Here is a 13,583-nt window from a genome sequence, read left to right as displayed (position 1 = left end):
GAATGAAAAGGCCGGCTCGTTGAGCCGGCCTTTTTGTTTGGACTACCTGCCGAGCGTTCGGGCGAAAGCCGTGCCGGCATCGAAAAGCTGGCGCTGGCGATCGAGGCGTTCGTAGCGGTCGGGGCGCGGGGTGGCGACGACCGAAAAGCTGGTTTCGGCATCGTCGTGTCCGAGGGCACGCAGGGCGATGCGGAAGGCGCCGAAGCTGGTGGCGTTTACCGGGCTTGCCGGGCGCGTGATGGGAGCGCGCAGGACGTCGGCGATGATCTGAGGCCAGACCGCGCTGAGCGCGCCGCCACCGACAAGGCTGACCGAGCCACTGCCGAGTTCGCCCATCGCCGCGATATTGGCGCTGATGGCGAAGGCGACGCCTTCGAGGGCGGCGTAGTAGAGCTCGCCCGGGCCATCGGTGCCGGAGACATTGAGAAAGGCCGCCCGCACGTCCAGGTCGATGAACGGGGAGCGTTCGCCGTGGAGATAGGGCAGGAAGAGCGCGTTGCCGGGCTGCCGGTCGGCAGCCTCGGCCAGCGCCTCGCCCTTGGGAATATCGCTGCCGACCGCGGTGCGGGCCCAGTCGGCGGCCGCGCCTGCCGAAAGGATTGGCGCGATCTCGATGATATCGTCGGTGAAGGGATGCGGAAGGCGATAGAAGGGGCGCGGCGCGGCCGACTGGGCGGGCGGCACGATGCGGGCGACCCAGCCGGTGGTGCCCAGATAGAGGCTGATATCGTCGGCACGGTCGGCGCCGCTGCCGACGGTCGTGGCCCCGCCATCACCGCAGCCGTTGATGACGGGAATGCCCGGATCGAGATGGAGCAGCTCGGCCGCTTCCTCGGACAACGTACCAATGACTGTGGCTGCCGGGAGGATGACGGGCAGGCGGGCGCGCTCGATCTCGAAAAGGGTGAGGAGGTCGTCGGACCAGTCGCGGGCGGCGAGGTCCATCAGGCCCGTGGTCGCGGCGCAGGTCGGGTCGGTGACGTATTTGCCGGTGAGCCTATAGGCCACGAAATCCTTGGAGCCGGGGAGGAACCGCTCGGCGGCGGCATAATGCTCAGGCTCGTGCTCGCGCAGCCAAGCGAGCTTGAACGCGGTCATCAGCGGCTCGGGCGCGTTGCCGGCGATCCGGGGATCGATGCGGTCGCGATAGGCCTCCACATAGGCGGCGCCGCAGGGATCGGAATAGAGCAGGGCTTCGCCCAGCGCATTGCCGTCGCCATCGACGGCGATGAGGTTTTCCATCGTGCCGCTGAGGACGATGGCCGAGACGCGCAGGGGCGGCAGGTGGCCGACCGCTTCGACGGCCGCTTCCCACCAGCCTTCGGGCGATTGGCGATGCGGGTGCGAACCGGGCGGATAGGCGACTTCGTCGCTGTCGAGCATGGTGCCGTCGGCGGCAAAGAGCGCGGCCTTGAGGCCGGACGAGCCGATATCGAAGACGAGAATGGGATCGGTCGGAGAGGTCATTGCGCGGTCCGGCCCATGCGGCGCAGCAGCACCGCAACGATGATGATGACGCCGGTCATGATCTTTTGGATGAAAGGGTCGACGCCCAAAATGGTCATGCCGTTGGCGAGGACGCCAGTGATGGCGACGCCGAGCAGGGTGCCGATAACGGTGGGCGAGCCGGTCGGCGAGGCGGTGGTGCCGATGAAGACCGCAGCATAGGCGGGCAGCAGCAGCGGCTCGCCCATTGTGTGCTGCACGCTGCCGAGGCGCGAGGCGAGCAGCAGGCCGGCGAGAGCCGAAAGGCCGCCGGCAATGGCGAAGGTGACGATGACGTCGCGTAGCACCGGCAGGCCTGCAAGGCGGGCGGCCTGCGGGTTGCCGCCGATGGCGCGCAGGCGCCGGCCGAATTCGGTCTGGGTCAGGACGAAGCTGGCAATGCCGAGGACAGCGACAATCCAGAAGGCCAGGACCGGAATGCCGAAGAGGTCGCCGCGCGCCAGCGTCTTGAAGCCATCCGGTACGTTCTTGAACATGCTCGCGCCGCCCGAGGCTCCAAAGGCGAGGCCAGAAAGGATGGTGCCGAGCGCCAATGTGGCGACAAAAGACGGGATGCCGAACCGGGCGACGAGGATGCCATTGGCCGCGCCCGCGACGATGCCGGCAAGGAGTGCGGCGGGAACGGCGAGCCAGACGTCATAGCCCTGGCCGAAAAGCGCAAAGCAGATAACGGCGGCAAGCGAGGCGGAAAAGCCGACAGAGAGATCGAACTCGCCAATGGTCATGACCAGCGTTGCGGCGGTTGCGACGATGGCCAGCGTCGCCATCTGCTGGATGAGATTGTAGACGTTGCCCTGGCTGGCAAAGGCCTGCGGTGCGGCGATGGAAAAGGCCACGCAGAGCAGGACGAAGGCGATCAGGGTGCCGAAGCGGCTGAGATTGAATGCAGTCACGATGCCTTAGCCTTGGCCTGCGCGGCGGTAGAAAGAGCCTCGGGCGAGGCCTGCGCCCGCTCGAAGGATTGGACGATGGCGCCGTCGCGGAAGACCAGCACGCGGTCGCCCAGCTCCAGCGCCTCCTCGCGATCGGAGGTGGAAACGAGCACCGCGTTGCCGTCGGCTGCGATAGCGCGAATGATTTCCTTGATGGCCTGCTTGGCCATGACGTCGACGCCCTCGGTGGGTTCATCGAGCAGCATGACGCGCGAATGACGGTTGGCCCAGCGCGAGAAGATGAGCTTCTGCTGGTTGCCGCCCGAAAGCGTGCGGGCAAGCTGGCCGGGCGAACGGAAGGCCATGGAGACGCGTTCGGCGGCGACCAGGAAGGCTGAGCGCTCGGCCTTCCGGTCGGGGATCGGCAGCGACGGCGTGACGCGATAGCTCGAGAGCAGAGGCAGCGTCTTGTTGAAGACGAGGTCGAGGCTGCCGAAGAGGCCAGTGCGATGGCGGTCGGCGGGGACGTAGGAAATGCCGGTGCGCACGGCGTCGCGCGGTGAGCGCGGGCGGTAGGCCTGGCCCTCAATGGTCACGGAGCCCGTCCGGCTTGGTTCGGCACCCCAGAGGGCGTGGAGCAGGCTCGATCGGCCGGAGCCGGAAAGGCCGTAGAGCGCGACGACTTCGCCTGCGCGGACCTTGAGGCTCCCGGGCGTCTTGAGTTCGCTCGTCGTGAGACCGGATATGTCGAGGATAACCTGGGCGTCCGCGGCAATGGCAGGGCGATCATCGGCCGTCGGATGGCTGCCGCCCATGGCGGTGACGAGGCGCGCAACGGTGAGCTCGGCCTTAGGCAATTCGGTAGCGACACGCCCGTCCCTGAGGACGATGGCGCGGTCGCAGAATTCGGCGATCTCGTCGAGCCGGTGGCTGACGAGGATGATGGCAGTGCCGCGGGCGCGCATACGCTCGAGCACGGCGAAGAAGCGGTGCGCATCTTCGGCCGGGAGTGCAGCGGTGGGCTCATCGAGAATGAGGAAGCGGCCTTCGTCAGACACCGCGCGCAGGAGACGCACGAACTGTTTTTCGGCGGGCGGCAGGAAGGCCACGGGCAGGTCGAGCGGCAGGTCAGGCGCGATCTCGCGGGCATGGCGCGCGATGGCTTCGCGCATCGCCTTGCGGTCGATGGTGCCGAACCGCCTGGGATAGGGGCGGCCGAGGAAGCAATTGTCGATGGTGTCGAAGCTCGGCACGAGCGGCGCATCCTGGTGGATGACGCGAATGCCGGCCGCATAGGCATCGTGGGGCGAGGCGAAATGCATGCCCTGGCCGTCGACGGCGATGGTGCCGCCATCGGCCGGCTGCGCGCCGGCGACGATCTTGATGAGCGTCGATTTGCCGGCGCCGTTATGGCCGACCAGACCCAAAACTTCGCCCCCGGAGAGTGAGAGGCTCACATCTTCGAGGGCGTTGGTGGCGCCGAAGCGCTTGGTCATGCCGGATAGGGCAAGCAATGGTCTGCCGTCACTCGCACTTGACGCCGAGGCTGTCGCGCGTGATCAGCTCGACAGGGGCATAGAGCTCGTCCTTTTCCGGCTTTCCGCCGGCAAGGATGGTGTTGAGCTGCTCAGCGGCGATATCGGCCATCTGCGTGAAGCCCTGGCGCACGGTGCCGATATAGGCCGAGCACTTCTTGATGAGCTCGATAGCTTCGGGATTCCCGTCGATGCCGGCAACCACGATGCCCTTGCGGCCCGCAGCCTCGATGGCGAGGTTGGCGCCGATGCCCGGCTCGTCCCAGCCTGCCCAGACGGCATTGATCGCGCCATCGGCCGGATTGGCGAGAAGGATCGCATCCATGGCGGCGCGGCTGTCATCGATCTGGCCGGGGACCTGAACATAGTGGTCGGCGACCTGCTTGACGTCGGGATTGGCCTTGAGGGCTTCATCGAGCGCCAGCTCGCGCGCATGCACGCCCGGATGGGCCGAATAGAAGAAGCGGACGATGTTGCCCTTGTTGCCGATGGCATCGAACAGGAACTTCGTCATGGTCTGGCCGAGAACGAAATTGTCCGAGGTGACGTTGAGCACGGTCGAGGCGTTCTTGGCGCCGTCGATGGTCACCACGGGGATGCCGGCGGCCTTGGCCTTGTCGACCTGATCCTGGATCTGGGCCGGATCGACCGAGACGAGCACGATGGCATTGGGGGCCTTGGTGGTGGCGTCTTCGAGGCGGCTGGCAAAGGCGCCCATGTCGCCGGCCGTGTCCACGACATCGACCGTCCACTGGAACTTCTCGGCCTGCGCCTTGAACGAGTCGATCATTTCGGCGGTCGCGATTGCCGACAGGTACGGCGTGAGTACCGAGATCTTTTCGCCGGCGGCCTGAGCGGTGCCAGCGGCAGTGAGTGCAAACGCCGCCGAAAGGGCCAGCGACGTTACAAACTTAGTCATTTCGAGTTCCCTCCAGAATTCCGGGCCGACCATATCGGGGGCGGCCATCCGCTCCAAGCGCTAAATGCGGCCGCTCCAGGGGCGCCTTGCCGCAATCGCGGCTCACTCACTTTTGAGAGAGGCGGGAACCTTTCTCCGGGTTTTCGCTTGGCTCCCTTGCCTGGGCTCGACTAGCCTCAAGCGAGGGGCTTGGTTTGCCGATGTCAGGCGCGGGGAGCGTTTGAAGTGAATAGGCGGCCGGTTTACAGCAGATCGGGAAAGCCGCGCGCGGCGGGTGCTTCGCCGTGGGTAGAGAAGGACGGCGTAACCCCGGTTTTCGTCGACGGCCCGGCCGAGGACGAAGCGCCGACCTTGCGCCAGCGCGCCGCCTCCGGCTGGCAGAGGCTTTATGCGCGGCATCAGGGCCCGGTACTGGTCGCGATCAGCGCGCTGGTGACGCTCGCTGCGGTCGGCACCTACGATGCCCTCAAGCCACCACCCCAGAACATCACGCCCGGACAATTCAAGGCCAGCGTCAACCAGATCGTCGACGAGCGGCCACGCCCGCCTTCGACGGCCTCACTCGTCTACGGCAAGGTCATTCGCTCCGTGGTGCGGGTGAATGGCTATGATCCGGACGAGCCGGAAAAGAAGGACGAGGCCGCCGCGCCGCCCAAGCCGCCCGTGACGCCGCTGCCCGGTCCGCAGGCGGCGCCGAACGAGCCCGACAACCCGGCAGCGCAGAACCCGGACGGCAAGGGTGTCGAGGAGGACTTCCACGAGAAGTTCACGGCCGTCGGTACCGGCGTCATCATCGATGACCAGGGCACGATCCTCACCAATCTCCACGTTGCCGGCGCGGCTAAGAAGCTGCGGGTGACGTTCTTCGACGGCAGCGAGTCCGAAGCCCGTATCGTAGGTGCGCGGCCTGAGAACGATCTCGCCATCATCCTGCCCGACGTCATTCCCGACGACCTGCAACCGGCCACGCTCGGCTCGACCGCTAACCTGCATCCGGGCGACGAGGTGGAGGCGATCGGCTTCCCCTTCGGCATCGGTCCCTCGGCCTCGTCAGGCGTGGTTTCGGGGCTGCGGCGCTCGTTCGAGCAGGGCGACAAGTCGCGCCTCACCAACCTCATCCAGTTCGACGCGGCAGCCAATCCGGGCAATTCAGGCGGACCGCTGATCGATGCCAACGGCGATGTGGTCGGGATCGTGACCGCGATCCTCAACCCATCGGGACTGCGCACCTTTGCCGGTATCGGCTTCGCCGTGCCCATCGAAAGCGCCGCGGGCGCGGTGGGGGAATCCCCGCTCTAGAGATTGCCAGCAAGACCGGATGGAGAAATGGACGAGAAAGCGAAGAATTCCGCCCCCGCCGCCGCCTCCCTGATGGAGGAGGTTCTTTATGAGGTCAAAAAGGTCGTGGTCGGCCAGGACCACTTCCTCGAACGCGTGCTGGTGGCGCTGCTGGCGCGCGGGCACCTGCTGGTGGAGGGCGTGCCCGGCCTCGCCAAGACGCTGACGGTCTCGACGCTGGCCGATGTGATCCACGGCTCGTTCAAACGCATCCAGTTCACGCCCGACCTCGTGCCGTCGGACCTGGTCGGAACGCGCATCTACAATCAGAAGACCGGCGATTTCTCGACCTCGCTCGGACCTGTCTTCTGCAACCTCCTGCTCGCCGACGAAATCAACCGCGCGCCTGCCAAGGTGCAGAGCGCGCTGCTCGAGGTGATGCAGGAGCGTCAGGTGACGATTGCGGGAGAAACCCACAAGGTGCCCGAGCCCTTCGTGGTCATGGCCACGCAGAACCCGATCGAGACCGACGGGACCTATGCGCTGCCCGAGGCGCAGGTCGACCGCTTCATGATGAAGGTGCTGGTCGGCTACCCCAGCGAAGAGGAGGAATTCGTCATTGTTTCGCGCGTGACGGGGGTGGCGCAGGCCGTGGCGCGCGTTGCCACGATCGACCAGCTCGTGCAATTGCAGGCCAAGAGCCGGGCTCTCTATGTCGACCCCTCGCTGATCCAGTTCGCGGTCAAGGTCGCCAAGGCCACGCGCGACCCGGCTTCGGTGGGGCTGGGCGACATGCCGCGCTTCATCACCTTCGGGGCGAGCCCACGCGCGAGCATCAACATGATCGAGGCGGGCAGGGCGCTCGCCTTCCTGCGCGGCCGCGAATATGTGCTGCCCGAAGACGTGGTGGACGTTGTTGGCGACGTGCTGCGCCACCGCATCGTGCTCTCCTACGAAGCGCTCTCGGAGGGCATTTCGGCCGATACCATCGTCTCGCAGATACTGCAGGCCGTGCCTGCGCCAGAAAAGCCGCTGGAAGCCCATGTCCGCGTCGCCGCATCCGGCTGAGGCCGTCCTCAGGCGCCTAGAATGGACGGTGATCCGCCGGCTCGACGGGTTGCTGCAGGGGGATTATCGCTCGCTGTTCCGGGGCTTCGGTATCGATTTTGCCGACTTGCGCGAATACCAGCCCTATGACGACGTGCGCCTGATCGATTGGAACGTCACAGCGCGCACGCAGACGCCGCACGTGCGGGTCTATAACGAGGACCGCGAGGTCACGGCCTGGTTCCTGCTCGACCTCAGCCCTTCGGTCGATTTCGGTTCGCGCGAGGTCAACAAGCGGCAGGTGCTCGCCGAGTTCACTGCGGTGCTGGCACGACTTCTTACCCGGCAGGGCAACCGCGTCGGCGCCATTGGCTTCAACGGCGTCAGCGATTTCGTCATCCCCCCGCGCGGCGGGCGACCGCAGGTGCTGCATATTCTCGACAAGGTCCAGTCCCAGCCACGCCTGTTGCGCGCGCCGCAGACGGACCTTGCCGCATTCCTGCGACGGGCGTTCTCGACCATCAAGCGGCGAAGCATTGTCTTCGTCGTTTCCGACTTCATTTCGCGGCCGGGTTGGGAGCGGGCATTGTTCGACCTCAACCGCCGGCACGAGGCGATCGCGGTGCGTCTCATCGATCCGCTCGACATGGCGCTCCCTGATCTTGGCGTATTGGTGTTCCAGGATGCCGAGACCGGCGAGCAACTGACGGTCGACACCAACGACAAGGGCTTTCGCCGGCGCTTCGTCGCCGAGGCGCAGCGTGCCGAGGAGGCGACGATGGAAGCCTTCGGCGCCGCCGGCATGGATGTGCTCGAGCTGTCGACCGACGACGACCTGCTCGATGCGGTGCTGCGCTTTGCCGGCATGCGCAAGGCTCAGTCGCGCGGAACCGCCCTGGCGGGAGGAGGCATGTCATGACCTTCCTGTGGATGCCCATGCTCTGGCTGCTGCTGCTCGTGCCGCTGCTCGTGGCGCTTTACGTGGCCCTGCTGCGCCGACGCAAGAAAACGGCGGTGCGCTACGCCAATCTTGGCATCGTCAAGCAGGCCATGGCCGGCCGTTCGAGCTGGCGCCGGCATGTGCCGCCGGCCTTGTTCCTCCTCGCCCTCACCATCCTGATCCTCGCGGTCGCGCGACCGGCGGCAGTGGTGACGCTGGCCTCGACACGCTCGACGGTGATCCTTGCCATGGATGTCTCGGGCTCGATGCGGGCGCGTGACGTGCAGCCGAACCGGCTCGCCGCCTCGCAGGAAGCCGCCAAGAAGTTCATCGCGCAGCAGCCGGCCGACGTGCAGGTCGGCATCGTCGCCTTTGCCGCCGCTGCCCTGCTGGTGCAGGCCCCGACGGTGGATCGCGAGGCGCTGTATAGCGCCATCGACCAGTTCCAGCTCTGGCGCGGAACCGCGGTTGGGTCGGGCGTGCTGGTATCGCTGGCGACGATTTTTCCCGACCAGCGCTTCGAGGTCGGCGGATTTGGCACCTCGGGCTTCGGCCCCGGTGGGGACGCGCTGGGCCTGCCTTTCGCGGAACCCAACGCCGCCGAGCCGCCTGACCACGTGCCGGTTGAGCCGGGCTCGTACGAGAACGCCTTCGTCATCCTCCTCACCGATGGGGCTACGACGACGGGACCGGACCCCATTCAGGCCGGCAAGGTAGCCGCGGATTATGGCGTGCGCGTCTATACGGTCGGCTTCGGCTCGACCAACGGCGATGTCGTCGATTTCGGCGGCCGCTCGATGCGGGCGCAACTGGATGAGACGGCGCTGCAGGAAATCGCGCGGACGACGGACGGCGAGTACTTCGCCGCGCAATCATCCGACGACCTTGCCAAGGTCTATGAGACGCTCTCCTCTCGCCTGGTGATGGAGAAGAAGCTGACCGAGATCGCGTTCATCTTCGCGGGGATCGGCGCGCTGGTCGCGCTGCTGGCGGCGGGGCTGTCATTGTTGTGGTTCAACCGGATTGCGTGAGGCGGGGGAGATCCGTTGGCGGAGGCAGTCCCGGGTCATGATCCAACGCTCTAGGGTCCGTACTCAATTGTACCGGTAGATGAGGTTGCGATGGCCGCCCCACCCACCGGACTTCCCCGGACTTGTTCCGGGGCCCATTGCCACCCTCCACTCGAGTGGAGATATCCGTGGGCCCCGGCTCTGCGGCCGGGGAAGTTCAGTGGGTGTGGCGCGGCAGACGGACGGTGCTTCCGTTGGAATCTGTCGGATGGGGAGATAGCGCTCTGGGGCGCCGGGACTTATTGAGTACGGACCCTAGCGCCCAGACCCGAACGGCATCTTGAAGGTCCAGCTATTGGTGCCTGCATCCGCAGGAATCGGCGGAAAGGGGGCGGCCCGGCGGATGATGTCGACGGCGGCTGCGTCGAAGCCGGCATTGCCCGAGGAACTGATGACACTTATGCCAGAAGCAGTGCCATTGGCCGAGGCGACGAATTGCACGACGAGTTCACCATTGCCGCGTGGGCCGCGATAGTTACGCAGGGCCCGGCGGATCTTGGATAGTACCTGACCCTGATATTTAGTGAGCGCGGCGCCATTACCCTGGGGGCCGGTGCCCTGCTGGCTGGCGACCGAAGCGCGTGCCTGCGCATCCGCATTGGAATTGCCGCCATTGCCGCCCTGGTTGGGCCTGGGCTTCTGCGGTTCCTGCTTCTTGGGCGTTTCCGCCTTGGGCTTTGCCGGCTCCTTGGGATAGGTGGGCTCCTGCCGCTGTGCGACGGTGCGGGTCTTGGGCACCGGTGGCGCGTCGGGATCGACGGCCTCGACGACCTCGCTTTTGGGCGGGGTGATCTCAAGCGTATCGGGAGGCTCGATTGCCTCCGCCGCCTCAGGCTGCACGGCTTCCAGCGGCTCGGGCGTGATCGCGGTCGAGGCGAGGAGCGGGGCCGTTTCGACGGGGGCGATTTCGACTGGTTCGACTGTCTCGGCTTGCTGAACGGGCGGAGCAGGCTCGGTCACCTCGGCGACTTTCACTTCCTCAAGGGGCGTCGGTTCAACGGTCTCGACAGCCTCGGTCTCGACTGGCTCCGCGGTCTCGGGCTGGGTCGCCTGCTCGGGCTCGACGGGATCCAGAGTTTCCGGTTCGGCGGCCTCTATGACCTCGCCGCCGGCGGAGACCATGGATTGCGTGGCATCGCTCTGCACCTCGCTCACCTCGTTGGCGGCGACGGTCTGCATGGCGATGATTTCGACTTCGACTGCCGAGCCTTCGACATCAAGGCTGTCGTCGGTGGGCAGGAACATGAAGATGCCGGCGGCCAGCGCAGCGGCGTGGAAGAGGAGCGAGGCAAGCGGGCCGAAAGCCCAGCGCGCCGACTTGCGCGGAGCAGGTAGATCGAGGAGCGAGACGCCGGGGGCCGCCACGGTCGGCACCGGGTGGCCTGGGTTCTGGATGACGACCGGCACCCAGGCGCGCGGCGGGCGGCCGGGCAGGGGATTGTCATTGTTCCAGATCGGCCAGGCCGCGCTCATGGTCAGAGCCCGAACTGGATCGTGGATTTGTTGGAGGTGGTAAGCGAGACGAGGCACTCGCCGGCCTCGACACCGGTGCCCGTACAGGCCGCGACGTCATTGATGAGCACGCGGCTCAGGCCATCGCAGGGCGTCTTGGCGAGATCGAATTGAAGCACCTTGGTCTTGCCCTCGGGCAGCGCCTTGAAATCGAGGGTCACCAGGCGCTCGATGCCGCCCGTGGCGTTGAAGAGCGCCACTTCGAAGGCCGCCTTGTCGAGCGGCTTGCCGAGGGAATTGGTGGCGAGGAACGTGACGCGGCAGCCGGTTTCGCTCGGTTGCAGCGCGTTGAGTTCGAGGGACAACCCTGCCGCCGGCGCCGTGGTTGCCGCTACGGCGGCCGGCGGCAGGCCAATCGCGGCAAGCATCCCCAACATTCCAAATGCTCGCGCGATCATTCCTTGTCTCCATGCATGGGAAAAGCCGGCGCGGCACATGCGTCCGCGCCGGTAGAGGTAGCGTCAGTAGTCGAACTGCTTGGCCAGCGTCAGCTTGAAGGTGCGGCCCTTGGAGCGGTCCGGCGTCTGGTTGTCGCGATAGTCGGCGTTGAAGATGTTCTCGATCGAGAACTGCGCTTCGGTGCCGGCCAGGGGACCCGATTCCGGCTTCCAGTTGGCGAAGATGTCGAAGGTGGCGTAGCCGGGCGTCGAGGCATCGCTACCAGTGACGGGCAGCACGCCGGTTTCCGTCGAGGCCACGATCGTTGCCTTGGCGCCGTATTCGAGATTGTACTCGGGGTTACGGGCGCCGACGGTGAGCTGCAGCTTGTGGCCGGGCACCGAGGTAAGGGCCTTGCCGGTCACATCGTTCGTGCCGACCATGGCGGCATAGGCCAGACGGCCGAAGAGGAATTCGGACTCGTAGCTGCCTTCCACTTCCACGCCATAGATCGTCGCCTTGCCGACGTTGCGGAAGTAGGGGTTGCCCACGACCGACGGCGAGGATTCGATGAGATTGGTGAGGTCGTTGTAGAAGCCGGTGACCTTGACGGTCGCCTGGTCGCCATCGAACAGCAGCTCGTAGCCGGTGAGTGCGAAGCCCGCCTCGTAGGAGTTCGACTGCTCCTTTTCGAGGTTGAGGCTCGGACCCTTGACGCTGTTGTACTGGTAGAGCTCATCGAGCGTCGGCAGGCGCTCAGTATGGGCGACCGAGCCAAAGATCGAGACGTTGTCGTTGAACTTGTAGAGCGCCGCCACCTTGGGCGAGAGCGCCACGTCCTGGATTTCGTGCTGGCCCTTGGTGGTGACCTCCGGCTTCTGCCAGACGAAGTCGGCACGGCCGCCAGTGATGATGGTCAGCTGGTCGTTTAGGATGAACTCGTCCTGGGCATAGATGCCAAGACGCGTGTCCTTGCCTTCCGGGTGCGTCGAGATCGTGGTGTTCGGGAGCGGCAGCGTCGTGAAGGCGATGCGGTCCTGATAGGAAAGCTGGGCGCCGTAGGTCAGGAAATTCTGCCAGCTTTCGCCGCTGAATTCGGACGTGTTCTCGAGGCTCGCCTGCCAGGTCTTGTACCCGTATTCGGCGTCACCGATCGAACCGATGGCCGAATTGGTCTGCTTCACATAGGTGTCCGAGTAGGAAAGGTTCGCCTTGAGATCGACCCACGGATTGTCGGTGGCGGCGTTCTCGTAGTGCAGCACGGCCGTCTGGTCGACCACGTCGCGGTCGACCGTGCCGAACGCGGCCACGGTACCGGTCTGGGCATAGTCCTGGTCGTTGTTCTTGCTCGACCAGCGCTGGTAGGAAACGCTCAGCTTCTGGTCGTCCTGGTCGCCGAACCGCGCCGTGCCCTTGATAAGGCCGGAATAGGCATCGAACGCCGAGCCTGAGAGGACGCCGCCATTGGCGAGGTCGAAATCGTTCGAGCGCCGCCAGTTGCCGGTGGCGAGGATATCGAAGCCCTCGTTGAACTTGTGGGCGACCAGGCCCGACATCAGCGTGCCGTTGCCGTTCGAGGAGTACTGGCCCTTGACACGGATCGCGCCGGTCTGGCCGTCCTTGATGAAATCGGAGCCGTCCTTGGTGGTGAAGTTGATGACGCCGGCCAGAGCGCCCGAACCGTAAAGGGTCGAGGAAGCGGGACCGCGCAGGACTTCCACCTGCTTGTAAAGCTCGGGATCGGAGAAGAACGAGCCCATGCGGTACTGCTCGTAAAACTTCTTGGCGCCGTCCACCGTCACGATGATGCGCGATTCATCACCCGAGTTCTCGGCCGTGCCGATGCCGCGGATGTTGAACGATTCCCCGAAAATGCGGTCGCTGCCGATGACGGAGACGCCGGGCACGGTTTCGAGCACGTCCTTGACGGTCGTTGCCTGCGCCGCGTCGATATCGGCCTGATCCACCACCGTCACCGCCTGCGGCGTGTCGACGGCCACTTTCGGCGCCCCCGCGCCGATCACCAGACGCTCAAGCAGCGTCACGAACTTGCCGTTCTGGCCCTGGCTTTGCGCTGCCACCTGCGGCACGCCCACCAGGACCGTCATCGCGGCACCGCCCAGCAGCACCACGACGTTTCTTCTTACCAGCCCCATCAGAGTCTCCAGTTATTTTTACATGCTGGCTGGCTTGGGGCTTGCTCGCACTCGATCGATCACAGAAAACATGACTCCTGCAATCCACTATTGACGTGTCTATAAATCCTGATACTCAGAGTCAAGAATTAAGTCGAGGCGCCAGTCGCCCGATTTCGACTGCTGGATCAGACACGTGCCCAACCTCGAACGACAGACCTCCGCTCTATCCAAGCCGGCTCGCCCGCAGCAGGACGGAGCCCCGCGCACGCTGACCAGCGAAGAGATCTTCGAGGGGAGCACCGAGGTGCAGATCCTCCACGAACAGGCGGTCTACCGCCTCAAGATCACCCGTCAGGGCAAGCTGATACTGAACAAATGAGGGAGCCAA

At 65.5% G+C, this 13,583-nt stretch carries 12 protein-coding genes; 5 read left to right on the top strand and 7 right to left on the bottom strand.

Features of this window, described 5'->3' with window-relative positions; genetic code table 11:
• Nucleotides 1-42: 42 nt before the first annotated feature.
• Genes JNE37_RS03870 through JNE37_RS03855 form a run of 4 tightly spaced genes read right to left on the bottom strand, consistent with a single transcriptional unit; the run spans nt 43 to nt 4,832 of the window.
• Entirely contained in the window at nt 43-1,467 is a 1,425-nt protein-coding gene (locus JNE37_RS03870) for a xylulokinase (protein WP_203065376.1), read from the bottom strand.
• Nucleotides 1,464-2,399, bottom strand: coding sequence for an ABC transporter permease (locus JNE37_RS03865; protein WP_203065375.1), 936 nt, complete (start codon nt 2,397-2,399; stop codon nt 1,464-1,466). Before JNE37_RS03865 ends, JNE37_RS03870 begins: the two co-directional genes overlap by 4 nt.
• Complete coding sequence (locus tag JNE37_RS03860) at nt 2,396-3,892, bottom strand: sugar ABC transporter ATP-binding protein (RefSeq protein ID WP_203065374.1); 1,497 nt, start codon at nt 3,890-3,892, stop codon at nt 2,396-2,398. The genes JNE37_RS03865 and JNE37_RS03860 overlap by 4 nt, the downstream gene beginning before the upstream one ends.
• Nucleotides 3,893-3,902: 10 nt before the next feature.
• Nucleotides 3,903-4,832: a substrate-binding domain-containing protein gene (locus JNE37_RS03855; RefSeq protein ID WP_035030989.1), complete on the bottom strand. Its 930-nt coding sequence runs from the start codon at nt 4,830-4,832 to the stop codon at nt 3,903-3,905.
• Between the two features lie 225 nt (nt 4,833-5,057).
• Between JNE37_RS03855 and JNE37_RS03850 the strand changes: the two genes are divergently transcribed.
• Genes JNE37_RS03850 through JNE37_RS03835 form a run of 4 tightly spaced genes read left to right on the top strand, consistent with a single transcriptional unit; the run spans nt 5,058 to nt 9,128 of the window.
• Nucleotides 5,058-6,131: a S1C family serine protease gene (locus JNE37_RS03850; RefSeq protein ID WP_203065373.1), complete on the top strand. Its 1,074-nt coding sequence runs from the start codon at nt 5,058-5,060 to the stop codon at nt 6,129-6,131.
• A gap of 27 nt (nt 6,132-6,158) precedes the next feature.
• Nucleotides 6,159-7,178, top strand: a complete 1,020-nt coding sequence (locus JNE37_RS03845) for an AAA family ATPase (RefSeq protein WP_246513500.1) — start codon at nt 6,159-6,161, stop codon at nt 7,176-7,178.
• Nucleotides 7,153-8,076, top strand: coding sequence for a DUF58 domain-containing protein (locus JNE37_RS03840; protein ID WP_035030924.1), 924 nt, complete (start codon nt 7,153-7,155; stop codon nt 8,074-8,076). Before JNE37_RS03845 ends, JNE37_RS03840 begins: the two co-directional genes overlap by 26 nt.
• Nucleotides 8,073-9,128 (top strand): VWA domain-containing protein, encoded by a 1,056-nt coding sequence (locus JNE37_RS03835; protein WP_203065372.1) that lies wholly within the window; start codon nt 8,073-8,075, stop codon nt 9,126-9,128. Before JNE37_RS03840 ends, JNE37_RS03835 begins: the two co-directional genes overlap by 4 nt.
• A 294-nt stretch (nt 9,129-9,422) precedes the next feature.
• On the opposite strand, the gene JNE37_RS03830 is transcribed toward JNE37_RS03835, so the two are convergent.
• The 3 genes from JNE37_RS03830 to JNE37_RS03820 form a co-directional block, all read right to left on the bottom strand.
• Nucleotides 9,423-10,640, bottom strand: a complete 1,218-nt coding sequence (locus JNE37_RS03830) for an energy transducer TonB family protein (RefSeq protein ID WP_203065371.1) — start codon at nt 10,638-10,640, stop codon at nt 9,423-9,425.
• Between the two features lie 2 nt (nt 10,641-10,642).
• Nucleotides 10,643-11,047, bottom strand: a complete 405-nt coding sequence (locus JNE37_RS03825) for a hypothetical protein (RefSeq protein WP_203065370.1) — start codon at nt 11,045-11,047, stop codon at nt 10,643-10,645.
• A gap of 93 nt (nt 11,048-11,140) precedes the next feature.
• Nucleotides 11,141-13,213, bottom strand: a complete 2,073-nt coding sequence (locus tag JNE37_RS03820) for a TonB-dependent receptor domain-containing protein (RefSeq protein WP_035030936.1) — start codon at nt 13,211-13,213, stop codon at nt 11,141-11,143.
• A 175-nt stretch (nt 13,214-13,388) separates the two neighbouring features.
• Between JNE37_RS03820 and hemP the strand changes: the two genes are divergently transcribed.
• Nucleotides 13,389-13,574: a hemin uptake protein HemP gene (hemP, locus tag JNE37_RS03815; RefSeq protein ID WP_035030939.1), complete on the top strand. Its 186-nt coding sequence runs from the start codon at nt 13,389-13,391 to the stop codon at nt 13,572-13,574.
• Nucleotides 13,575-13,583 lie beyond the last annotated feature (9 nt).

The organism is Paradevosia shaoguanensis (assembly GCF_016801025.1).
Lineage (GTDB): Bacteria > Pseudomonadota > Alphaproteobacteria > Rhizobiales > Devosiaceae > Paradevosia > Paradevosia shaoguanensis.
Note: the sequence above shows the minus strand (reverse complement) of the source record. Positions and strands in the feature narration are given on the sequence as shown.

Coding starts and splice junctions, on each gene's coding strand:
- JNE37_RS03870 (WP_203065376.1), bottom strand. CDS start 1,467: ATGACCTCTCCGACCGATCCCATTCTCGTCTTCGATATCGGCTCGTCC.
- JNE37_RS03855 (WP_035030989.1), bottom strand. CDS start 4,832: ATGACTAAGTTTGTAACGTCGCTGGCCCTTTCGGCGGCGTTTGCACTC.
- JNE37_RS03845 (WP_246513500.1), top strand. CDS start 6,159: ATGGACGAGAAAGCGAAGAATTCCGCCCCCGCCGCCGCCTCCCTGATG.
- JNE37_RS03840 (WP_035030924.1), top strand. CDS start 7,153: ATGTCCGCGTCGCCGCATCCGGCTGAGGCCGTCCTCAGGCGCCTAGAA.
- JNE37_RS03835 (WP_203065372.1), top strand. CDS start 8,073: ATGACCTTCCTGTGGATGCCCATGCTCTGGCTGCTGCTGCTCGTGCCG.
- JNE37_RS03830 (WP_203065371.1), bottom strand. CDS start 10,640: ATGAGCGCGGCCTGGCCGATCTGGAACAATGACAATCCCCTGCCCGGC.
- JNE37_RS03825 (WP_203065370.1), bottom strand. CDS start 11,047: ATGCTTGCCGCGATTGGCCTGCCGCCGGCCGCCGTAGCGGCAACCACG.
- JNE37_RS03820 (WP_035030936.1), bottom strand. CDS start 13,213: ATGGGGCTGGTAAGAAGAAACGTCGTGGTGCTGCTGGGCGGTGCCGCG.